This window comes from Flavobacterium panacagri (genome assembly GCF_030378165.1).
Lineage (GTDB): Bacteria > Bacteroidota > Bacteroidia > Flavobacteriales > Flavobacteriaceae > Flavobacterium > Flavobacterium panacagri.
The window spans coordinates 5353785-5375373 of record NZ_CP119766.1 but is presented as its reverse complement, the minus strand read 5'-3'; the positions used below and the strand labels follow the sequence as shown (position 1 = coordinate 5375373).

Sequence of the window (21589 nt, the reverse complement as noted above, 5' to 3'; positions counted from 1 at the left end):
AAACAACAAATAATGTTTCATAAAATAGTTCTAGTACTATTGTTTTTAGTCGTTGGTGCGGTCTTTTATTTTTCTTGGCTTTCAGATCCTAGTTTATCAACTGAGACTTATTTGCCAAGGTGGCTTTTAAATTGGAGTAATCATTATTACAATTTACGTACTGCTGTTCCTTTTGTAGTATTAGGTTTTCTATTGGAGATCTATACAGAACAGAATAATATAAATGAAGTAAATAATAACAAAAAATTAAATTTCGTACAAAACATAATTATTGCAGCGGTAATAGTTTGTGTAGCCGAAGGAGGGCAGTTTTTAGTCCAAAGAAGAAGTCCCGATTTAATGGATATTTTTTATGGAATTGTGGGAAGTTTAATAGGAGCATTAGGTTACAATTTATTGAAAAAGATAAAAAATGCGAAACAGACATAAATTTACTTTCATAATGTGCTGCGCTATCGCCGATATGATTGCGATGGTTTTAGGGACAATGATATTTTTGAATTTTGCTACTGAAGAGAATATTGGCTGGAATGGTTTGTTTCTCAATAAAATGATTCCAATTACAATTTTGAGCTGGCTGTTTTCAGTTACTTATTTTCAGTTGTATAGAGTAGACGTTCTTTTTAGTTTAGATGAATTTTTCCGCAATAGCTGGAGATCCTTTTTCACACAAAGAGTTTTATGGCATAGTTATATTTTCATTTTTCAGGATGATGTGCTGTACAACTTTGGAAGTAAGGCAAATTTATTTCAACTAAGTTTTTTATTGTCTTATTTTCTATTATCCAGAATATTATTTACGCTGGTGATTGGGAAAATAAAAGGATGGGTTTTTAAACAGTATACAGTTGCAATCTGGGGGTTCAATAAAACAAGTATCGAATTGGCTTCTCATTTAGAAAGCAATTCTTTTTTCATTAATTTTTTAGGGATTCTTAACGAGAATTCGTCTGTGGAATATAATAGTAATGAGGAATTTACTTTTGCACTGTCTGAAGCAATTAATGATGCATCGAGAAACGATATAAACGAATTGTATATTGTTTCGAAACCTGATTTTATTACAGACTTGAATTATTTCTTTGAACTGGGTGATAAACATTGCATGCGATTGAAATTTGTTCCCGATTTCTCTTCCATATCAAAGAAACATTTTAATTCGAGCCACTTAAATAATTTTCATGTTATAAAGCCTCGATTTGAACCTTTGCAGAATGCTTATAATCGGTTGGCTAAAAGGATATTTGATCTTGCATTCAGCATTTTGGTTATTGTTTTCATCTTGTCCTGGCTTTATCCTTTATTGGCATTTCTGATCAAGAAACAAAGTAAAGGCCCAGTATTATTTAAACAAATGCGTACAGGAAAAAAGAACCAGGAATTTTGGTGCTATAAATTTCGCAGTATGTATGTAAATATGGGCGATGAAACGCAACAGGCTCAAAAAGGAGACAGCAGAGTTACACCAATAGGAAAATTTATCCGCCGAACCAGTTTAGACGAAATGCCGCAATTTTTTAATGTTCTGATAGGAAATATGAGTGTAGTAGGACCGCGTCCTCACATGATCAAGCATACATCTGATTATAATGACCATATTAACAATTTTATGGTTCGTCATTTTGTTAAACCAGGTATAACAGGCCTTGCTCAGGTCTCTGGACTTAGAGGCGAAACTAAAAAAGTAGCAGACATGAAACGACGTGTCACAACGGATATAGAATATGTACAGCGCTGGAGTCTGATAAAGGATGTTAAGATTTGTTTCTTAACGGTTATCGTAACTCTGAAAGGAGATAAAAATGCTTTTTAATAATATAATAAACTCAAAAAATAAACTCAAAATTAAACTAATAAAACTAATAACATCATGGACATAACTAATTACCTAATAGGTTTGCTTACCGGAGTTTCTGTGACAACCTTTTTCATTGGAAAAGAATGGTATAAATATTATACTAAATATACTATCCAACAGAAACAATTAGATCGAGTTCTGAAATTGAACGATAAAATTAAAAGACTGAAAAATTATAGTCCGGCAGAAACACAAAATGTGAATGTTGGAGTTTAAAATTATTATCTGATTTTAATTTTATGCTACTGCTTATTGATTAATAAATCAAATGAGCCTGCTATTTTATTAGATAGAATAGCAGTATTTATTCTTTATTTACGACAAGATATTTATAACTGTTTGGATTAAATAGAGACAAAAGTTTAGACGATTTAATAATTAATCATAAAGAGCTCGACTAAGTATCGAGCTCAACCCTTTTGATATTACATGCATAATTATTGCTCTATTTCTGAATTGAGTTAAGATTCTTAAAAGGTATTACTACTCATTGTATGATTCACATTTCTTGAGTCATGTAAACATTAAGTCCCCAAAAAAAACATCAATTTTACTATTGTTTGTTGATGAATTGAAGTTTCTTTTTAGCCCCTTTATCTAAAAGTATTTATTGTTGATTCTTTTGTATTAATAATAAACTTTCAACCTTCTTCTTACCGTTTTGTAAGGCTTCCCAAATCTTATTCGGGCTGGATTTTTTTCGGTCTATTACTGCTGTTATTCTTTTTTCGGTATTGCTTTTTGACCGATAATTTTATTATAAAAATTATCACTTGTCAATGAATAGATATTGGATAAGAAAATGGTATAGCTTCCATTAAAAGTCCCTATGCTTAGAGCTAAGGGATTTTCTTGTTTGAAAAAGAATATTTTGTGTTAGTGAAGTATAATCTATTATAAAAAAGATAAATGCTAATTCTTAAGAGATGATTAAAAAAGAAAAAGTTTTAGTTCGTGACAATAAAGGAATTTTTTTAAAAATGTTTAAGAGAAAGTTCAAAAATGAATTTGAATTCTGTGAAGAATCCTTTTTACTGCAAAATGAAAAAAAATCAAAAGGTTTTGATCATTCTGTTTTTGTAGTATATGAGTATTCAGAACTATTAGATTTTTTTGAATTAGATGCCATAAATTCAAATTTTATGGTTTGTTTATTTAGCAAACATCTCTATAACAGCTTATCTCGAATAGAAGAAATCAAAGATTTAATTTTAATAGATGCCTCCAAAACTAAAATGGAAATTTTTGAAGATTTGAAATTATGTTTTAAAAATTCTTCAACTTTAATTCCAAAGTTCTCTAATAAAGGTTTTTCAAAATCAAAAATGCCCAAAAAACAGCTCGAAGTACTTCAGAGAGCATTGTACTTTATGATGTGATAAATATACCGAATGCATAGCTCAGCTGGATAGAGTCCCCGATTTTATATCGGGACGGTCGAAGGTTCGAGTCCTTCTGCGTTCACAAAAAGGGGCTGTCTCAAAATTGAGGCAGTCCCTTTTGTTTTTTAATACTTGAATAAATTCAATGCTAATTTTAGAAATTTTATCAGATTAGAAAAGTATCTTTGCAGCCTGCAATTTAATATTCACTTCCTCTTGCAGTAATTATTAGAATAGTCTTAGAATGTTACAGCAACCAAAATCTATTTATACACTTCAGTTCATTTTACTATGTCTGAGTTCGCTTCTGTTTTCGTCAAGTTTTAATATGATAATACCAGAACTTCCAAATTATTTAACAAGTTTGGGAGGAGCTGAGTATAAGGGATTAATTATCTCTCTTTTTACTCTTACGGCTGGAATATCACGCCCTTTCAGTGGAAAATTGACAGATAAATGGGGACGTGTTCCTGTAATGGCAGTTGGTTCTGTGGTATGTTTGATCTGTGGTTTTTTATATCCTGTTTTAAGTTCGGTTTCTGGTTTTCTCTTTTTACGTTTAGTGCATGGTTTTTCAACAGGATTTAAACCCACTGCAACTTCGGCTTATGTAGCAGATATTATCCCGCAGCAACGCTGGGGAGAAGCTTTAGGAATGCATGGTTTATGTTTTAGTATCGGAGGAGCTTTAGGACCGGCTTTAGGAGGCTGGGTTGTAAATGCATACGGAATTGACGTTATGTTTTACAGTTCTTCTTTTCTCGCTTTTCTGTCTATAGTTATTGTAGCGAACATGAAAGAGACTTTAGAAACAAAAGAAAAACTGCATAAATCGATGTTTTATATTGGCCGAAAAGATATCATTGATCGAGGTGCACTTCCAGCAGGAATTATAATGTTTTTTTCTTATACCGCTTTTGGATTAATATTAACGTTAATTCCAGACTGGAGTGAGCATTTGGGTGCACAGAATAAAGGAATATTTTTTACTGCTTTTACCGTTGCATCAGTTATGATGAGGTTTGGAGCAGGAAAAGTTTCTGATAGACACGGAAGAACCAATGTAATTCTCGCTGGATTAATTGTAACCTCAATTGCATTATTTGTAATTAGCGAAGGAACAACTATTAATATGCTTCTTATTGGTGCTGCACTTTACGGAATGGGAACAGGGGTTTTATCACCGGCAATAAATGCATGGACGATTGATTTAAGCAATCCGCAGCATCGAGGTAAAGCAATTGCGACAATGTATATTTCCATGGAAATTGGAATAGGTTGCGGTGCTTTACTGGGAGGAAGTTATTACAGTGATATTATCGAACGAATACCTCAAATATTTAAAATTGATATTTTCTTCTTTGTAATGGGAATTGTTTATCTTTTATATTGGAAAAAGAAATTCGCCAGAAAAAGAATATAGGAATTATATAAAAATTGATTGGTAATTTAGAAAATTTACATTCGCTTTAAATATGTACATTAGTCTGAAAGCTTATAATTAAGCTCAAACTTAAATTATAAAAATGTACTTAAAATATTTATTGCCTTTTTTCATTTTGTTTTCAATTAAAGCCAATTCGCAGATTGTAGAAGCGAAAAAAAATTTTCGTGCGGCAGATTCACTTTTAAAAGAACATAGTTTTTCTGTTCATAGAGATAATTATTTCTTGACAGGAGTACCACTAAACGAGCCAATTACAAGAAATTCTGCTGATGTCAAATATCAAATTAGTTTCAAACAGCGTTTAACAGGAAAACCTTGGATTGGTGGTTTCTTTCCTTATTTAATGTACACTCAAAAAGCTTTTTGGGACATTTATGCCAGTTCAAAACCATTCTCTGAAATCAATTTTAATCCCGGAGTTGCCATTGTCCGTCCGTTTTATTTAAAAGGAGGAAGATTAACTTATGGAACAATTTCATTTGAACACGAATCAAATGGAAGAGATTCTATTTATTCTCGAACTTGGAACATGCTTGCTTTTTCACTTAAATCGCAAATTTCGCCAAGATGGACAGTCGGAATACGAGGATGGATTCCTTTTGTGGATAAAGATGATAATCCCGGATTGACAAAATATGTGGGCTACGGCGAAGCTAGTGCAACCTATCAAATAAAACCAGGAAGATGGAGTGCTGATGTTCTTTTTAGAAAAGGAAGCGGTTTACTCAATTATGGTTCATTACAGACACAAGTGAATTGGAAACCTTATAAAAATGAAAATTATTATCTCACTTTACAGTGGTTTGTGGGGTACACAGAAAGTTTGATTGACTATCAGGAACATAAAAGCATGCTCCGTTTAGGCTTTACCATTAAACCAGAAAACATGGGAATTTTTTAAAATGCGACTGTATAATTATTGGTAAAACAAGAATACCTTGCAAATTGTAATAGGCAGCCTTTAGACTTTTAGAGATAAAAATCAATAAAATTGAACTTTTGTGTAGAGATTTTATTTAAGAATGAGCCACTGTTCTTGCCGTTTTAAGCTGACCAAAACATTTAGAATGTATTTTAGCTCCTTCTTTATATTCTTCCAGAGTCATGCCGTATAAATATGCAATATGCGTTAAATTCTTATTGCTTATTGTTTTAGTAATCAATTGCTGTTTTTGTTTCTTATTATTCTTATCTCGGTCTGTCATATAGTTAGGTTTTACTTCAAAAGATTTTGGTAAATTCTTATTAAGATGTTAAAAGTTTAATTCTCTCGATCGCTTCTTTATTTTCATAAGCTACTTCTACTAACGCCAATAAAATATCATTTCGCACAATAGTTTTGTTTCTGACGTTTCTAATTAAAGCTTTACTCGGAGCAGGATGCCCTTTTTTGATAATACAAGAAATAGTGAGCTCGACATAGGTTACAGGTAAATGCTTGTTAATAAATTCATAAGCTTTTTCATTGTGAGAATTATCTTCTTTAATATTGCTATTTTTGATTAATTTTGACATATATTTGCTAATTATTAAATGGTGTTTTCATAAAAGGGTAAATGTAGGAATAATATTATATTATTTATTCTTTTTAATGTTAAAAAATATAGTTAGAATATATTTTTTTTTGATTTTAAATAATGATGTATAACGAGAAATTAAGCAAATTCTTTAAAGCTAAAGGATTAAAGCAAAAAGAGGTAGGGGAAATTTTAGGATTCAGCCCAGCAATGATTGGGAGATATTTACATGGCACGGCTAATATAGGCTCTGAATTTATTCTTAGTTTAAGTAAAAACTTTCCCGATGTAGATTTAAATGATCTTTTTGCGCCAGAAGATGGCCAAAATATGGTTAATGAAACAGGAGCAGTTTATGAAAAACAGCATATGCTGAATGACTTAGAAGAAATCGAAGATCGAATTCATAATATTAGGCTGCGGCTGGCAGAGAAAAAATTTGAGGAATAGTAAAAAATAGTTTTTCCGAAAATATCTAACACTTACAGATTTTAACCAAAAGATTTAAACCACTCTTCAAGAGTGGTTTTTTTTATGTAGTAAAATTAGTATTTAAGTGGTTGTAAAGTAAGTGGTTAAGTTTTTTTTGCTAAATTTGATAGAACAATTTCTAGCCAATAACCACATGGAAAAATTAAAACGACCGGTTTATGTCAAACCCGGAACCGATGATTTTTTTAAAAAGATGCGTTTAGAAGTGAATGAAACGGTCTTAAATAACTCATCGTTGTATCGATTCAATGTTGTCAAGTCTTTGGGACTTTTAGCTGTTTTCTTTTTATGCTACAGCTGTATCTTAATTTTTGGAAACCAGACCTATTTACTCTTCCTTTTTTACATTTTTTCTGGTATTACAATGATTGTTTTATTTATTAATGCTTTTCATGATGCAGCACATGGAGCTTTATTTAAGAAGCCAAAGCATAATGAGTGGTTTTTGTATGTTTTAGAATTATTTGGCAGTAACCACTGGCTCTGGATGCGTCGTCATATTGGTCTTCATCATGCCTATCCAAATATTCCTGATTGGGATATTGATATCAAACAAAGCGATATAATTCGAATATTTCCGAATGCTCCTTTATTTGATTACCATAAATATCAGCATATTTATATGTGGTTTATTTATCCACTTTACAGTTTAAACTGGATTTATATTAGAGACTTCAAAGATTTTTTTGGCACCAAAGACAACTATGTGAAAAAAGTGGTAGATAAAATTCCAAGACAAGAAATCTATCGCTTATTTGCCGCTAAAATCATTAATCTGATTTATATCCTTTTTATACCGATGATGCTTCTTAAACAGCCTTGGTATACAATATTTTTTGCGTGGCTTTCTATGCATATGTGTGGCAGTGCTCTAGGAGTTGTTGCTTTAGTTTCGACTCATGTAGACGAAGATGCCCATTTTCCAAATACAGATGAAGAAGGAAATCTCTCCGATACTTGGGCTGTGCATCAAATGGTGGTAACAAAAGATTTCAGTACAGAAAGCAAATTAGCAAACTTTCTGTATGGAGGCTTTACCCACCATGTAGCACATCATCTTTTTCCACATGTCGGGCATACCTATTATCCGTACATAACACCAATTATAAGACGCTATGCCGAAGAATACAATCTGCCTTATACCTCTTATCCTTTTTATCATGCAGTACGTTCGCATTTTAGAATGCTGAAGAATAAAGGCACAAAAGAAAATATTTTAATGACAGGAGAAATTTAAACATAAAAAATGGCGATTTTTGATCGCCATTTTTTAACTCATAACTCTCAATCTCTAACTCTTAACATTTTCCTTCTTAATATTCAAATCTTTCAATAAATTGTCCTTGATTTCAATATCAAAATTATCTTCTTTAAAAACGGTAAGTTTCGATTCTGCGAACTTGTAAACATTTATTTTATTGTTTTTGACATCAATATAAAGGTCATAAGAATAAGTACTGCAATCATGCTGTTTACAGCCCCAAGCGTGAAGTACATTTTCCTGTTTTTCAAAAGGTGTTTCGGTATTCCAATATTTTACCATTTGATCATAATCAGCTCCCATTAATTTTTTCAACCTTGGAGCCAGACTGCTTTTAGTTAAAAACTGAGTCCCAATAACACTTTTATCGGCTAAAGTATAGAGAGAATCGGTTGGATTTATAACAGAACTATCTGTTTTTAGGGCTTCTGTTTTTATAGAAGTAGAATCGGTTGTGGGAACACTTTTTATAATTTCCTTTTTACAGGAAATGAATAGTAAACTGCTCAATAAGACTATAGAAATGTACTTGGTTCTGCAATTCATAATAACTGATTTTAGAATTAATAATATAATTTATAGACTCGTAAGGACTTGGTTTTTATAAAGATATTAAAATTATATTTGTTTTAAAAGGAAATTAAGATGATAGAAAACCTCCAATTATTAGGTTTTGTACTTAGGGAAGAAATAATAATCGAGTTAGATTTGAGTTTTTTTACTTAACTTTCATTTTTAAAATTATCAAGCAATGAAGCGTTTTTCAATAGTATTAATCGGTTTTTTATTTTGTATTTCATCTTTGCAGGCGCAGCATGAAGCGTATGAAAGTGATCAAGATTCACAGATTTCAGACACAACGTTTGTAAAGCTGAGAGATTACAGCAACGATTTTATTTATGATATGAAATATGCGACTGAAGATAATTTTTTAAAAGCAAAAGTATACGATTGTGCCGAATGTATGCTGCGTTTAAAAACAGTAAAAGCCTTAATTGCGGCGAATAATGATTTTCTGAAAAAAGGATATAGAATTAAATTATACGATTGCTACAGACCTTTGGATATTCAGAAGAAAATGTGGGAAATTGTATCCAATCCAGAATATGTGGCAGATCCAAAAAAAGGCTCCATCCATAATAGAGGAGGAGCCGTAGATATTTCTTTGGTTGATATAACAGGAAAAGAAGTGGATATGGGAACTCCTTTTGATTTTTTTGGGATTCAGGCCAGCCATAATTTCAAACAGCTTTCAAAAGAGATTCTTTCAAAAAGAGCTTATTTGAAAAAAATAATGATTAATAATGGCTTTAATTCATTTGATTCTGAATGGTGGCATTACAATTTAAAAGCAGGTTTAAAAGACAAAGTTGCCAATCAGAAATGGAAATGCGATTAATTACTCAACGCATCTAATGTTTTCCATAAAATAAGTATTGGGTTTTGTGACCTTGCCGGTTAACTCAGAAGTAAGTTCACGTTTTACGATATAATCTTCTATGTTGGTCAGATATTTAATTCGCATAATTGATATAGGCGATTTTTTAAGCTCTTCATAATTGTCTTTCATGAACATAAAAATCCCAGTATTAATTCGATTGTCAAAACCTTTTTCATCGCGAACTAGTGTACCGCAATTTTCCTGATTGATATGCATTAAGGTTACAATTTTCCCATTTTCTAACTGTAAAAATATTTTTGAATTTTTATCAAAACAATTCGCTTTAATAAAATCTTTACTTTTTTGAATAGACTGCAGATTTAGTGTAGGCAAACCATCTGTTTGAGCCAGAGAGAAGAAAATATAATTGAAAGTACCTCCAAAATATTTTTCACTCATTAAGTATTCATTGGTTACTTTATAAGATCCGATAGAGTCATTTACATTTACACTGTATTCACATGGTTTTTGTGCAAATGCGGTAATCGTTAATAAAAAAAGAGTTAGTGTAAATAGTTGTTTCATTGTTTAGATTATTTTGGTGCAAATTAAAACTATTTTGTTATCTTTTACATCGGTTGTAAAAAAACAATACAAATTTCCACCATTTTTTATTTTCCACTTTTTCCTAATGTTTTCTACGGTCTCGGGAAAATTACGAGTGGTGATATTGGCTTGCTGGTTTACAAGCTCATTTTTCATTTCATTTTTATTGTATGAAATGACTTTTTGAATCTCAAATCTTCTTCCCGGAAAATCAATTAGACTTTCTGAAGTATATAAATGCGAATGTTTGTGCAGTTTATCAATTTGAAAGGCTGTACTTATTTCATCAAAACCTCCCGATTTCATAATTGCCGCATTGGGTTCATATAAATATCGCTTTGGTAAATCATAAATAGGAAAAGATATTTCGCCTAAAATAAAATCAAAGGTTTCGACTTTTTCCTTTAAAATATTAGCCGTTTTTATGGTTATTTCGCCGGAATAGTTTTTATGAATTTCAAAAAGCAATTCTTTTACCTCATTTTCAAGAGCAACAACATGAATGTTTTTGACATTTTTAAGTTCCGATAATCCAGCAGAAATATCCAGCAATGGAGCCGTTTTTATTAAAATAGAATCTGCTTTTTCAAAATAAAAATCCAATAATTCAGGAACATTTGGCAGACAGTCTTTCAGCATAAAAACTTTGCCTTTTGCGTCATTTCGTCGTGAAGGATCAATATAAATCCAATCGCATTTTTGATTGGATTCTTCCAGTAAATGAATCGAATCTCCACTATAAAAAGTACAATTTTCGACGAGCAGTTGTTTGAAATTGTGTTTTACGATTTCAGACAATTCCTCGTTTATTTCACAATGCGTAACCGATTTAAAATGCTTCGAAAAATAATAATCGTCAACACCGAAACCGCCGGTAAGATCAATTAAAGTTTCGCCAGAAATTAAAGCTGCTTTATAGGCAGCTGTTTTTTCTGAAGAAGTTTGTTCTACCGAAATTTTACTCGGATAAATAATGTTTTGTGCCGAAAACCAAGTCGGAAGTTTATCTTTTGCTTTGGATCGCGCTTCAATTTGATTTAAAATCGAAATCCAGTCCATTTCTGGAAATGGATTCTTCTGAAGCGCTAATTTTGTTAGATCTGCACCAGTATTCTCAATTATAAATTTCTGAATATCTGGATGCAAAATAGAAGTGTTCAAAGCTAAATTCTTTCGGTTAATACGGAGACAATTTTATTGTTAGGAAAAAACTCTTTTAAAATTACTTTAATCATGGTAAAAGCTGGAACAGCGATAATCATACCAACAATTCCAAACGTAATACCGCTGATTAAGATAATCAAGAATATTTCTAACGGGTGCGAATTTACACTTTTTGACGAAATTATCGGCTGACTGATATTGTTGTCAATTGCTTGAACCACAAGGAATCCAATAACGACATAGATTGTTGTTGGAAGGATTTCCGATTGAAAATCTTGTCCAATCATACTAATCATGGTTAAAACTGCCGCTAAACTAGTTCCAATAATCGGCCCTAAATAAGGAATTATATTTAAGATGGCGCATAAGAACGCAATTACAAAAGCATTTTTATTGCCAAAGATTAATAAAACAATTAGATAAAGTATAAATACAACAATCAATTGCAATAATAAACCAATAAAATAGCGGGTCAATAAGTGGTTGATTTTTGTTATCGAATTTAAAATTTTGTCTTCATTGGAGTCAGGAAGTATTCTTCTGGCTTGATCTTTAAAAATAGTCTGGTCTTTAATAAAAAAGAAAGTAATAAAAAAGACAGAAACCAATCCCATTCCCATATCGGCCATAAAATTGATGATCGAATTGATGAATCCAGTAAAATAACTAAAATCTAAAACCGAAGTAAGTTTAGAATCTTTGATCACTTTATTTAAATCGATATGCTGAATATTAAAGTATTCTTCTAGATGTTTTTCAGTCTCCATAAATTTTGTCTGTAGATGTGCTGTATCTAGAAGAGCCAAATTATTGGCCTGAGAAATAATTAAAGGAACAAACAAGAGAATAAAACCCACAATAAGAAAAATGAAAAGGATAATTGTCGTTGTGGCCGCCATTGTATTGCTGAATTTTAGTTTGTTCTTTAAAAATAAAATCAGCGGATTCGAAATTAGACACAAAAGTAAAGAGATGCATAGATAGACAATAACGGTTTGAATGCTATATAAAAAATATAAAACGATACCAATAATTAAGATCGTTGCTAAAGCTCTTAAAATTCCGTTCGAAATAGTTTTTGACGTGATCATGTTTAAAATTTAGACTATAAATATAGGAAAAAGCATTTTAAAATTTGAGTTTAAATAAAAAAAGCGAGACCTGTTAGATCTCGCTTTCACTAGTATTTTATCCGCAATTATTGTGCAAATGAAGCTCTAGCACCTCCAGTTGTAAAAATGGCAGAGATTCTGCTTTTTTGCCCATTTGAGAACATGTACATAGCAGCATCATCAACATAATCCATATAGTTCATGGTCATTTCTACAGGTGTTCCAGAGCAAGTACTGTAATGTGGATACGCAGGAACTCCATAATTTTCTTCATTATGAGTTGGAGTATCAGCAACAAGGTCGCTTCCACAAGTTGCATCTCCCCAGATATGACGTAAGTTCATCCAGTGTCCTACTTCGTGTGTTGCAGTTCTTCCTAAGTTGAATGGAGCATTTGCCGCACCAGATAATCCAAAATAACGAGGATCGATAACTACACCGTCAGTTGAAGAAGCACCTCCTGGAAATTGAGCATAACCTAAAATTCCACCGCCAATTGTACAAGTCCAGATGTTTAGTTTTGTTGTTGGAGAAGTAGGAGCAAGACCACCTTGAGCTGTTTTTTTCATAGCGTCGTTTGTACCCCAAGAAGTCTTAGTGGTAGATTTTCTGATAACCTGATCCAAAACAAATGTAATACCAACATTCGCTTTAACTCCAGAAAATAATGCCGGTACATTATTGTAATCAGAATTTAAGGCATTAAAATCTTTGTTTAATACATCAATCTGCGATTGAATTTGTGCGTCCGAAATATTTTGTGCAGCTGTTCTATAAAGCACATTAACTACAACAGGAATTTCGATTTTGCCATTTACTAAACGACCAGTAAAATTTGAACCAGCATGTTTTGCTGTAAAAGTTTCAATTTCATTCATTTTAATGGCTAACATAGGATTAGCTTTTAATTGCGCTTCCAAAACTTCTTGAGTTGCACACCCTCTTCTAGAGGCTGCGACCGCATCTACATTAGTAGATTCTGATTGTTCATTTTGACAAGCAAACAGCATTAGAGCTGCAAATGTGGTAATAATAACTTTTTTCATAATAATTTGGGTTTTTGTTATAAAAATGTTGATTAGTTAAACATTGGCGCAATTTTATAACAAAAATAAATTACAGAAAAATTTTATAAGAGATATTTTGTGAGAATTTTTTTAATCCCTTATAAATGCTGGATTTTTTAAAAACGACTTCGCGAATATTAATAAGATTTTACTTTATTTTTATTTTTTTTAATGTATTTCGTCGTGATTATCTGTATTTAATCGATTATTTAAAAAGAAACAGATTAATGCAAAATTCAAAATAATGCATTAGAAGAGACTTTTGGCGTCTGATTTTTTTATAAAGAAGTGAGTTCATAAAGAGCAATACTTGCAGCTTGAACAACATTCATGCTGCTATTGTTTCCAAACATATTGATATGTACAATTTGATGAGAAAGTTTTAAAAGGTCGTCTGAAATTCCGTCTATTTCGCTGCCAATTAAAAGAGCGATTTTTTTGTTTTCTGGAATCGTAACTTCTTTTAAAGGTTTGCTGTTGGAAGCAATTTCTAATGAGATAATTTCGAAATCATTATTTAAGAGAAAAGATTGAAGCTCATTAAAATCTTCAATTACAGAATAGGCAACATGAAGATGTGTGCTTCGGGAAGTTTTATTGATTTTACGAGGTGTAAGCGGAATATCTTTTCCAAAAAAGATAATGTTTTCTACTCCAAAAGCTTCAGAAATTCGGAATAGGGAACCAATGTTTTGCTGAAAGTAAATATGATCACAAACTAAAGTGATTGGAAAAGTTTTTCTTTCAAATTGATTTTCTCCGTGAGTAAGCTGCACTTTCTAAAATTTAATTAGTAAAAATATAATTGATGATGTTGGCACCCATTTTAAGCGCTTTGTCTCTTACGTTTGCAGGATCATTGTGTACTTCGGCATCTTCCCAGCCATCGCCCAAATCGCATTCGTAAGTATAAAGTAAGACCAATTTATTATCAATGAAAATTCCGAAAGCCTGAGGACGTGTTCCATCATGTTCGTGAATTTTTGGCAGTCCATTTGGAAAAGGAAATGGTTTCTGAAAAATTGGATGATTCGCAGGAATTTCGACTAAACTATTATTGGGAAATATTTTCTTGATCTCTTTTCGAATAAATTGATCCATTCCGTAATTATCATCAATATGCAGAAAACCGCCTGCAGTGAGATAATTTCTAAGATTAGTTACATCAGAATCGCTGAAAACAACATTTCCGTGTCCTGTCATGTGTACAAAAGGATAGGAGAATAAATCAGGATTACTCGGTTCCACAGTCGAAGGTTTGTTTTTGATGCGGGTATAAATATTCGCATTACAAAAACTGATTAAATTAGGCAGAGAAGTTGGATTAGCATACCAGTCACCGCCGCCACTGTATTTCAGCAAAGCAATTTCCTGCGAAAAAGAAGAGATTGAAATCAATAAAAATAACAAGAATATTTTTTTCATAATTATATGTTTTGTCATTTCGACGAAGGAGAAATCACACTAGAGATTCCTCACGGTATATCGCCAATCTTTGTAGAGTTACTAGTGTGATTTCTCGTTCCTCGAGATGACAACTGGTGCTATTGAATTTAGTAATGTTTTAATTAGAAACCTCATTAAAAAAAACAACACTATGACAAGCCACAACAGCAGCGGTTTCGGTTCTTAAACGTGTATTTCCTAACATTACAGGTTTATAATTGTTTTCCAATGCCAAAGCAATTTCTTTCTCAGAAAAATCGCCTTCAGGGCCAATTAAAATTGTAACATCCTCATTTGGTTTTAAAACTTCTTTCAGTGATTTTTTATCGGTTTCTTCACAATGTGCAATCAATTGTAAACCTTCTTTTTTCTGTTTAATAAATTCTTTAAAAGAAATCGCTTCGTTTAGTTTCGGAAGAAAAGTTTCATTGCATTGTTTCATTGCCGAAAGAATGATTTTTTCAAAACGATCCTTATTGATTACTTTTCGTTCAGAACGGTCACAGAAAATAGGCGTTATTTCCTGAATACCAATTTCTGTTGCTTTCTCAAGAAACCATTCAAAACGATCATTCATTTTTGTTGGCGCAACAGCCAGATGCAAATGATATTTAGGTTTTTCTGCATTGGTTATAGAAAGTACTTCAACTGTACATTTGCTATCTGAGGCCAATGTAATTTGGGTCTCAAACAGTAAACCGTAACCATTAGTTACTTGTAAAATATCGGCATCTTTTTTACGAAGGACTTTTATGATGTGACGGCTTTCTTCTTTGTCAAAAGAAAAACTTTCGGTGGTTTCGTCTATTTTCGGATTAAAAAATAACTGCATGTTTTAAAATTGAATTCTTGCTTTAGAAACAACAGCAGAAGTTTCAAAACGGTTTGATAAATATTTTTGATAACCAACAATTCCAATCATTGCAGCATTATCTGTGGTATATTCGAATTTTGGAATAAAAGTTTTCCAGCCGTATTTGCTTTCCGTTTCTTTCAATGTATTTCTGATTCCTGAATTGGCAGAAACACCGCCTCCAATTGCAATTTGTGTGATTCCAGTTTCTTTTACTGCCAATTTAATTTTATCCATCAAAATTTCGATAATCGTATGCTGAATAGAAGCACAGATATCGTTTAGATTTTCTTCAATGAAATTAGGATTTTCCTGTTTGTTTTTTTGAATGAAATATAAAATAGCCGTTTTTAGTCCAGAGAAACTAAAATCTAATCCTGGAACTTTTGGTTTTGTAAAAGAGAAGGCTTTTGGATTTCCTTCTTTGGCATATTTATCGATTAATGGTCCGCCAGGATAAGGAAGACCAAGTATTTTGGCACTTTTATCAAAAGCCTCACCTACAGCATCATCTGTAGTTTCGCCTATAATTTGCATGTCAAAAAAACTATTCACTTTCACAATTTGAGTATGTCCGCCGCTAATAGTTAAAGCTAAAAAAGGAAACTCAGGTTTGTCGTAGCCTTCTTCGTCAATAAAATGGGCTAAAATGTGAGCATGCATGTGATTTACAGCAATTAGCGGAACTTGTAATGCTAAAGATAAAGATTTGCTGAAGGAAGTTCCAACCAATAATGATCCCATTAGGCCTGGACCTTGTGTAAAGGCGATTGCGCTTAACTGTTCTTTTTGTACATTTGCTTTACGAAGTGCAGCATCTATCACAGGTACAATATTCTGCTGATGCGCTCGCGAAGCCAATTCAGGAACAACACCTCCATATTGATTGTGAATTAATTGGTTCGCCACAACATTTGACAATACTTTGTCGTTATGTAAAACCGCAGCAGCAGTATCATCGCATGAACTTTCGATGGCTAGAATAAAAACCTCTTGATTTTGCATATAAAGGCACAAATTTTGAATTATATTTGACAAATCAAATTATTAATTTCTTTGATTTAAGCAGTGTCCAAAATTAAAGAATTTTTATCAAAACAGCCGTTCTTTGTCTGTTCAAAATAAATTTAAAAGAAAACTAAAATTAAAGAAGCTATCAAAAAAGTAAAAAAAATAATATCGAGAACCCTAATTGGGTTGATTTTACTTTTGTTAGCATTGGCTATCATATTGTCACTTCCTGTTGTTCAGACTCAAATTGCAAACTATGTGACAAAAACGTTGAACGAGGATTTTAAAGTTGATATCAGCGTAGAAAAAACAGCCATTAATATTTTTGGAGGGGTTAAATTGAAGAAAGTGCTGATTCGAGATCATCATAAAAAGACTTTAATCTATTCTGATATTATTACTACAGATATTGCCAGCTTCAGTAGATTGCTTGACGGAGATTTAATTTTTGGAGATTTGCGTCTGACTGGTTTAATTTTTAATCTGAAAACCTATAAAGGTGAGGATGAAAACAATATGAATAAGTTTATTCAAGCTTTTGAGGAAGATAATGCTCCGCCAAAGAAGAAATCGGATAAACATTTTCTGCTTACCGCTAAGAATGGTTATATTGAAAAAGGAAGGTTCTCTGTTGTTGACGAAAATAAGACAACTCCAAAATTTCTTGATTTTACTAAGCTTAACGCTTATATCAGTGACTTCAAATTATATGGCCCGGATGTAAATACTACGATTCATCGTTTTTCTTTTATGGATCATCGTGGTTTGTATGTTTCTAATTTTGCGGGAAAATTCAGTTATACTAAAAAACAGATTAAAGTTGAAAATCTGGCAATTAAAACCAAAAGATCTTCTATTTATGGTATCGCTATTTTAAATTACAAACCAGCAGATTTTCTTGATTTTACAGATAAAGTGAAGTTTAATGTTATGATAGATTCTTCTTCTATTGCAACAAATGATATTCGCCATTTTTATGATGGTTTGGGTAGAAATCAGCATTTTAAGTTAAAAACAAAATTAGATGGCCCATTAAATAATTTAACACTTTCTAGATTAAGATTAAGTGATACCAACGGATCAAAAATTAATGGAACAATCAATTTCAGAAATCTTTTAGGAAGTAAAGAGCAGAAATTCTCTATGGATGGAAAGTTTGATAAACTGCTTTCTAGTTATGACGATCTGGTAGTACTGCTTCCAATAGTTTTAGGAAAAAGACTTCCAATAGAAATGAAAAGAATTGGAAAGTTTAATATTGTTGGGAAAGCAAAAGTTTCAACAACGGCTCTTGAAACCGATTTTAAAATTGGAACTGATATAGGAAACGGCCAAGTAGATCTTCATATGAATAATATGGATTTTATAGACAAAGCTTCTTATTCTGGAAATATTATTCTGACTGATTTTAATATTGGTGCTGTTCTGAACCGAAAAGATGTTGGAAAGACAACTTTGAATCTTGATGTAGATGGAGTTGGTTTTACAGAGAAATATCTAAATACTATTATTAAAGGAGATATTTCCAAGCTTAATTACAATAATTACAACTATAATAATATAGTAGTAAATGGAAATTTCAAACTGCCTTATTATAAAGGACAAATTGCAATTAATGATCCTAACTTAAATTTGAGTTTTGATGGTTTATTAGATTTAAGTAAAAGAGAAAATCGTTATGACTTTCATATTAATGTAGAAAATTCAGATTTAAGAAAACTGAAATTTGTCAGTGATTCTATTTCTCATTTTAGAGGAGATGTTGTGGTCCAAGTGACAGGAAATTCTATTGAAAATCTTCAGGGGAATATCTTTCTAAAAGAAGCCGAATATCAAAATCCAAAAGCGAGTTATGTTTTTGATGCTGTAACGATCAGTTCAAATTTTGATGCAGATCGTTTACGAACTATAACAATTAGTTCTAATGATGTTGTTGATGGACAAATAGTTGGTAAATTTAGATTTGATCAATTGGATAAACTGGTCATGAATTCTGTGGGAAGTTTGTATACTAATTATAAGCCTTATAAAGTAAGAAAAGGACAGTTTTTACGATTTAATTTCCGTGTTTATGATAAAGTGGTCGAAATGCTTTATCCAGAAATTAATATCGATTCTTCTACCGTTGTACGAGGAAAAATTGATTCTGATTTGCAGGAATTTAAATTCCGTTTTAGATCGCAGAAAATTACCGCCGCCAAAAATACATTTGATAATATTCGTATTAATATTGATAATAAAAATGCTCTTTATAATGCGTATGTAGAGTTGGACAGTATTAAAACGCCTTATTATAAAATCCGTGATTTTAATTTAATTAATGTGACGGCAAAAGATACGCTGTTTGTTCGTTCAGAATTTAAAGGAGGAAATGAAGGAGAAGATTATTTTAATCTCGATTTGTATCATACTATTGATAAAAACAAAAATAATATAGTCGGAATTAAAAAGTCTGAAATGAAGTTTAAAGACTATATCTGGTATTTAAACGAAGAAGCTGCTAATGATAATCAAATTGTTTTTGATCAGTACTTTAAAAATTTTACAATCGATAATATTGTTTTGTCTCATGAAAATCAGAAGATCGATTTAAATGGTGTTATAAAAGGAAAAGATTATAAAGATCTGGTGCTGAATTTTGAAGATGTTGATATAAATAAAATTACGCCGGTAAATTCCAAATTCGTCTTTAATGGTAATTTGAATGGAAACGTTAATTATAAACAGAATAAAAATGTTTATCAGCCCACGGCATCCATAAAAATTGACCATTTGGTAATGAATAAAACAGAGCTTGGCACACTTAATTTCGATATTTCTGGAGATGAGAGCTTTAAAAAATTTACCGTCAATTCGTCTATACAAAATGGTTTTACCGAGTCGTTTAGAGCTAACGGAAATTTTGCTATTGAAAACAAAGAAACTATTGTAGACATGAGTTTGAAACTGGAAGGTTTTAATCTGGCTACTTTAGGAACTATTGGAGGTGATGTTCTGTCAAACATTCGGGGATCGGTTTCAGGAAATGCTGCAGTGGTAGGAAATCTGAAAAAGCCTGAAATTAATGGTCGTTTGTATGTTGAAAAAGCAGGAATGACAATTCCGTATTTAAATACAGATTACGAATTAAGTGATCGTACCGTAATAGATTTAACAAACGAGAAATTCTTGTTTAGAAACAATCAGTTGACTGATACTAAGTATGGGACAAAAGGTTTATTGAACGGAAGTATCGAGCATAAAAATTTTGGAGATTGGAAATTAGACCTAAATATAACATCCAAACGATTAGTAGCTCTTGATACAAAAGATAGTGATGACGCGGCTTATTTTGGTACCGCTTTTATAAATGGATCGGCTAGTATAAAAGGCCCTGTAGATGCATTATTTATTAAAGTAGATGCAAAATCTGAAAAAGGAACTGAGGTTAAAATCCCAATTAACAATGTACAGAGTGTAGGAGAGAGCAGCTGGATTCATTTTGTGACTCCAAAAGAGAAATACAATTTGGCTAATGGAATTGTAGAAAAAACAAGAAATTACAACGGACTTGAATTAGAGTTTGATTTTGATATTACGCCAGATGCTGAAGTAGAAGTTATTCTGGATCGTAATTCTGGGCACGGAATGAAAGGAAAAGGGTATGGATCGCTTTTGTTTAAAATTAATACACTGGGTAAATTTAATATGTGGGGAGATTTTCAGGCATACGAAGGAACTTATAATTTTAAATACGGCGGACTGATCGATAAAAAGTTTGCGGTTAAAAAAGGTGGTTCTATTATTTGGGAAGGAAACCCGATGCGTGCTCAGCTAAATCTAGAAGCCGTTTATAAAACGCAGGCCAATCCAGCAGTTCTTTTAGATAATACTTCTTCATTCAATAAAAAAGTTCCTGTAGAGGTTGTTATTGGACTTAGAGGAGATTTAGCTAGTCCTGAACCTAATTTTGACATTCAATTCCCATCGGTAAGTAACGTGTTGAAATCGGAAATTCAGTATAAGTTAGACGATAAGGATATTCGCCAGACACAAGCTTTATATTTATTATCTACAGGTTCGTTTATGAGTACAGATGGATTTAGCCAGGGAGATTTCTCTGGAACTTTGACAGAAACTGCTTCAAGCTTATTCGGAAGTCTTATAAAATCAGATAATGATAAAGTAAATATCGATCTAAATTACATTGCAGCCGACAGAAGAATGGGACAGGAAGTTGATGGTCAGTTTGTGGCTAATATTTCTTCACAGGTTAATGAAAGGATTACAATTAATGGTAAACTTGGAGTTCCAGTAGGAGGAGTAAACGAATCGGCAATTGTTGGTGATATTGAAATTTTATATCGTGTAAATGAAGACGGTACAATGAATCTTCGTTTGTTTAATAAAGAAAATGATATCAATTATATAGGACAAGGAATCGGATATACACAAGGAGTTGGTATTTCTTATGAAGTAGATTTTGATACATTTAGTGAATTGGTGAATAAATTATTTAAAAATCATAAGATAGAGAAGGCCACAAAAAATTCATCAGATGATCTTCAGGATTCTTATCTTCCTGATTATATGAGCTTCTCAAGTAAAAAAGAATCAGACAAAAACAAAAAGAAGGCGGAAAAAGAGCAAGAGAAAAAGAAAAAAGAAGAAGAGAAGGAAAAAGAAAAGAAAAAACAACAGGAACCTCACAATAATCAAGGCGTGATTCCAGATGATAACGATTATTAACACTTTGTTAAAAATAGACATTTGTAAAACCATTATTCTCATAATGGTTTTTTTTGTGCTAAATTTAGACGCTCTTAAAAGAATTTTTCAGTCGAGAGGGAAAGTTCGATTTTTATAACACTTCATTTGGGTATTGTTAATTTTGATGATTTAATTAAAAAAATGGCGTTTTATTATTTTAAATGAAATTTTTTCCATCAAAAAACTTATTAACGAAAACGTTTGAATTTAACATATTTTATTAATTTATAATAAACATAACGA

21 protein-coding genes are annotated in these 21589 nt (G+C 31.8%); 10 read left to right on the top strand and 11 right to left on the bottom strand.

Features of this window, described 5'->3' with window-relative positions; translation table 11 throughout:
* Positions 1 to 12 precede the first annotated feature (12 nt).
* The 6 genes from P2W65_RS22750 (at position 13) to P2W65_RS22725 (ending at position 5588) form a co-directional block, all read left to right on the top strand.
* Positions 13 to 429: a VanZ family protein gene (locus P2W65_RS22750; protein ID WP_289661595.1), complete on the top strand. Its 417-nt coding sequence runs from the start codon at positions 13 to 15 to the stop codon at positions 427 to 429.
* Positions 413 to 1813 (top strand): exopolysaccharide biosynthesis polyprenyl glycosylphosphotransferase, encoded by a 1401-nt coding sequence (locus P2W65_RS22745; RefSeq protein ID WP_289661593.1) that lies wholly within the window; start codon positions 413 to 415, stop codon positions 1811 to 1813. The genes P2W65_RS22750 and P2W65_RS22745 overlap by 17 nt, the downstream gene beginning before the upstream one ends.
* A gap of 57 nt (positions 1814 to 1870) precedes the next feature.
* Positions 1871 to 2074 carry a hypothetical protein gene (locus tag P2W65_RS22740; protein WP_289661591.1) on the top strand — a complete coding sequence of 68 codons (204 nt, stop codon included), beginning with the start codon at positions 1871 to 1873 and terminating at the stop codon, positions 2072 to 2074.
* A 710-nt stretch (positions 2075 to 2784) separates the two neighbouring features.
* On the top strand, positions 2785 to 3237 hold the full coding sequence (locus P2W65_RS22735) for a hypothetical protein (RefSeq protein WP_289661588.1): 453 nt from the start codon (positions 2785 to 2787) through the stop codon (positions 3235 to 3237).
* Positions 3238 to 3484: 247 nt separating this feature from the next.
* Positions 3485 to 4663: an MFS transporter gene (locus tag P2W65_RS22730; protein ID WP_289661586.1), complete on the top strand. Its 1179-nt coding sequence runs from the start codon at positions 3485 to 3487 to the stop codon at positions 4661 to 4663.
* 103 nt (positions 4664 to 4766) lie between these two features.
* Positions 4767 to 5588, top strand: coding sequence for a phospholipase A (locus P2W65_RS22725; protein WP_289661584.1), 822 nt, complete (start codon positions 4767 to 4769; stop codon positions 5586 to 5588).
* A 115-nt stretch (positions 5589 to 5703) separates the two neighbouring features.
* Here the strand turns inward: P2W65_RS22725 and P2W65_RS22720 are convergent, their stop codons facing one another.
* Together P2W65_RS22720 and P2W65_RS22715 are read right to left on the bottom strand one after the other, a co-directional pair.
* A complete protein-coding gene (locus P2W65_RS22720) occupies positions 5704 to 5892 on the bottom strand; it encodes a hypothetical protein (protein WP_289661582.1) in 189 nt (62 codons plus the stop codon).
* A gap of 40 nt (positions 5893 to 5932) precedes the next feature.
* The gene (locus P2W65_RS22715) at positions 5933 to 6202 is read right to left on the bottom strand and encodes a hypothetical protein (RefSeq protein ID WP_289661580.1); all 270 of its coding nucleotides are present in this window, start codon (positions 6200 to 6202) and stop codon (positions 5933 to 5935) included.
* A gap of 122 nt (positions 6203 to 6324) precedes the next feature.
* On the opposite strand from P2W65_RS22715, the gene P2W65_RS22710 reads away from it, so the two are divergent.
* Both P2W65_RS22710 and P2W65_RS22705 read left to right on the top strand, forming a co-directional pair.
* Positions 6325 to 6654, top strand: a complete 330-nt coding sequence (locus P2W65_RS22710; protein ID WP_289661578.1) for a helix-turn-helix domain-containing protein — start codon at positions 6325 to 6327, stop codon at positions 6652 to 6654.
* Between the two features lie 175 nt (positions 6655 to 6829).
* Positions 6830 to 7933 carry a fatty acid desaturase family protein gene (locus P2W65_RS22705; RefSeq protein WP_289661577.1) on the top strand — a complete coding sequence of 368 codons (1104 nt, stop codon included), beginning with the start codon at positions 6830 to 6832 and terminating at the stop codon, positions 7931 to 7933.
* 54 nt (positions 7934 to 7987) lie between these two features.
* On the opposite strand, the gene P2W65_RS22700 is transcribed toward P2W65_RS22705, so the two are convergent.
* Entirely contained in the window at positions 7988 to 8503 is a 516-nt protein-coding gene (locus tag P2W65_RS22700) for an Ivy family c-type lysozyme inhibitor (RefSeq protein ID WP_289661575.1), read from the bottom strand.
* 205 nt (positions 8504 to 8708) lie between these two features.
* Here P2W65_RS22700 and P2W65_RS22695 point away from each other — a divergent pair, with 205 nt between their 5' ends.
* The gene (locus tag P2W65_RS22695) at positions 8709 to 9356 is read left to right on the top strand and encodes a M15 family metallopeptidase (protein ID WP_289661573.1); all 648 of its coding nucleotides are present in this window, start codon (positions 8709 to 8711) and stop codon (positions 9354 to 9356) included.
* On the opposite strand, the gene P2W65_RS22690 is transcribed toward P2W65_RS22695, so the two are convergent.
* The 8 genes from P2W65_RS22690 to tsaD all read right to left on the bottom strand — a co-directional run bounded on the left by P2W65_RS22690 (position 9357) and on the right by tsaD (position 16591).
* Complete coding sequence (locus tag P2W65_RS22690) at positions 9357 to 9923, bottom strand: hypothetical protein (protein ID WP_289661571.1); 567 nt, start codon at positions 9921 to 9923, stop codon at positions 9357 to 9359.
* Positions 9924 to 9926: 3 nt separating this feature from the next.
* Positions 9927 to 11105 carry a class I SAM-dependent methyltransferase gene (locus P2W65_RS22685; RefSeq protein WP_289661569.1) on the bottom strand — a complete coding sequence of 393 codons (1179 nt, stop codon included), beginning with the start codon at positions 11103 to 11105 and terminating at the stop codon, positions 9927 to 9929.
* A 2-nt stretch (positions 11106 to 11107) separates the two neighbouring features.
* On the bottom strand, positions 11108 to 12199 hold the full coding sequence (locus P2W65_RS22680; RefSeq protein ID WP_289661567.1) for an AI-2E family transporter: 1092 nt from the start codon (positions 12197 to 12199) through the stop codon (positions 11108 to 11110).
* A 107-nt stretch (positions 12200 to 12306) separates the two neighbouring features.
* Positions 12307 to 13266, bottom strand: coding sequence for a zinc metalloprotease (locus P2W65_RS22675; RefSeq protein WP_289661565.1), 960 nt, complete (start codon positions 13264 to 13266; stop codon positions 12307 to 12309).
* A 299-nt stretch (positions 13267 to 13565) separates the two neighbouring features.
* Positions 13566 to 14063, bottom strand: coding sequence for a TrmH family RNA methyltransferase (locus tag P2W65_RS22670; RefSeq protein WP_289661563.1), 498 nt, complete (start codon positions 14061 to 14063; stop codon positions 13566 to 13568).
* A 10-nt stretch (positions 14064 to 14073) separates the two neighbouring features.
* On the bottom strand, positions 14074 to 14712 hold the full coding sequence (locus tag P2W65_RS22665; protein WP_289661561.1) for a DUF4159 domain-containing protein: 639 nt from the start codon (positions 14710 to 14712) through the stop codon (positions 14074 to 14076).
* 139 nt (positions 14713 to 14851) lie between these two features.
* Positions 14852 to 15565, bottom strand: coding sequence for a 16S rRNA (uracil(1498)-N(3))-methyltransferase (locus P2W65_RS22660; protein WP_289661559.1), 714 nt, complete (start codon positions 15563 to 15565; stop codon positions 14852 to 14854).
* A gap of 3 nt (positions 15566 to 15568) precedes the next feature.
* Complete coding sequence (gene tsaD, locus P2W65_RS22655) at positions 15569 to 16591, bottom strand: tRNA (adenosine(37)-N6)-threonylcarbamoyltransferase complex transferase subunit TsaD (protein WP_289661557.1); 1023 nt, start codon at positions 16589 to 16591, stop codon at positions 15569 to 15571.
* 204 nt (positions 16592 to 16795) lie between these two features.
* On the opposite strand from tsaD, the gene P2W65_RS22650 reads away from it, so the two are divergent.
* Positions 16796 to 21325 carry a translocation/assembly module TamB domain-containing protein gene (locus tag P2W65_RS22650; RefSeq protein WP_289666215.1) on the top strand — a complete coding sequence of 1510 codons (4530 nt, stop codon included), beginning with the start codon at positions 16796 to 16798 and terminating at the stop codon, positions 21323 to 21325.
* Positions 21326 to 21589 lie beyond the last annotated feature (264 nt).

Excerpts from the sequence above, each read along its gene's own strand:
- P2W65_RS22750 (WP_289661595.1), top strand. The coding sequence starts at position 13 with ATGTTTCATAAAATAGTTCTAGTACTATTGTTTTTAGTCGTTGGTGCG.
- P2W65_RS22745 (WP_289661593.1), top strand. The coding sequence starts at position 413 with ATGCGAAACAGACATAAATTTACTTTCATAATGTGCTGCGCTATCGCC.
- P2W65_RS22740 (WP_289661591.1), top strand. The coding sequence starts at position 1,871 with ATGGACATAACTAATTACCTAATAGGTTTGCTTACCGGAGTTTCTGTG.
- P2W65_RS22735 (WP_289661588.1), top strand. The coding sequence starts at position 2,785 with ATGATTAAAAAAGAAAAAGTTTTAGTTCGTGACAATAAAGGAATTTTT.
- P2W65_RS22730 (WP_289661586.1), top strand. The coding sequence starts at position 3,485 with ATGTTACAGCAACCAAAATCTATTTATACACTTCAGTTCATTTTACTA.
- P2W65_RS22725 (WP_289661584.1), top strand. The coding sequence starts at position 4,767 with ATGTACTTAAAATATTTATTGCCTTTTTTCATTTTGTTTTCAATTAAA.
- P2W65_RS22720 (WP_289661582.1), bottom strand. The coding sequence starts at position 5,892 with ATGACAGACCGAGATAAGAATAATAAGAAACAAAAACAGCAATTGATT.
- P2W65_RS22715 (WP_289661580.1), bottom strand. The coding sequence starts at position 6,202 with ATGTCAAAATTAATCAAAAATAGCAATATTAAAGAAGATAATTCTCAC.
- P2W65_RS22710 (WP_289661578.1), top strand. The coding sequence starts at position 6,325 with ATGATGTATAACGAGAAATTAAGCAAATTCTTTAAAGCTAAAGGATTA.
- P2W65_RS22705 (WP_289661577.1), top strand. The coding sequence starts at position 6,830 with ATGGAAAAATTAAAACGACCGGTTTATGTCAAACCCGGAACCGATGAT.
- P2W65_RS22700 (WP_289661575.1), bottom strand. The coding sequence starts at position 8,503 with ATGAATTGCAGAACCAAGTACATTTCTATAGTCTTATTGAGCAGTTTA.
- P2W65_RS22695 (WP_289661573.1), top strand. The coding sequence starts at position 8,709 with ATGAAGCGTTTTTCAATAGTATTAATCGGTTTTTTATTTTGTATTTCA.
- P2W65_RS22690 (WP_289661571.1), bottom strand. The coding sequence starts at position 9,923 with ATGAAACAACTATTTACACTAACTCTTTTTTTATTAACGATTACCGCA.
- P2W65_RS22680 (WP_289661567.1), bottom strand. The coding sequence starts at position 12,199 with ATGATCACGTCAAAAACTATTTCGAACGGAATTTTAAGAGCTTTAGCA.
- P2W65_RS22675 (WP_289661565.1), bottom strand. The coding sequence starts at position 13,266 with ATGAAAAAAGTTATTATTACCACATTTGCAGCTCTAATGCTGTTTGCT.
- P2W65_RS22665 (WP_289661561.1), bottom strand. The coding sequence starts at position 14,712 with ATGAAAAAAATATTCTTGTTATTTTTATTGATTTCAATCTCTTCTTTT.
- P2W65_RS22660 (WP_289661559.1), bottom strand. The coding sequence starts at position 15,565 with ATGCAGTTATTTTTTAATCCGAAAATAGACGAAACCACCGAAAGTTTT.
- tsaD (WP_289661557.1), bottom strand. The coding sequence starts at position 16,591 with ATGCAAAATCAAGAGGTTTTTATTCTAGCCATCGAAAGTTCATGCGAT.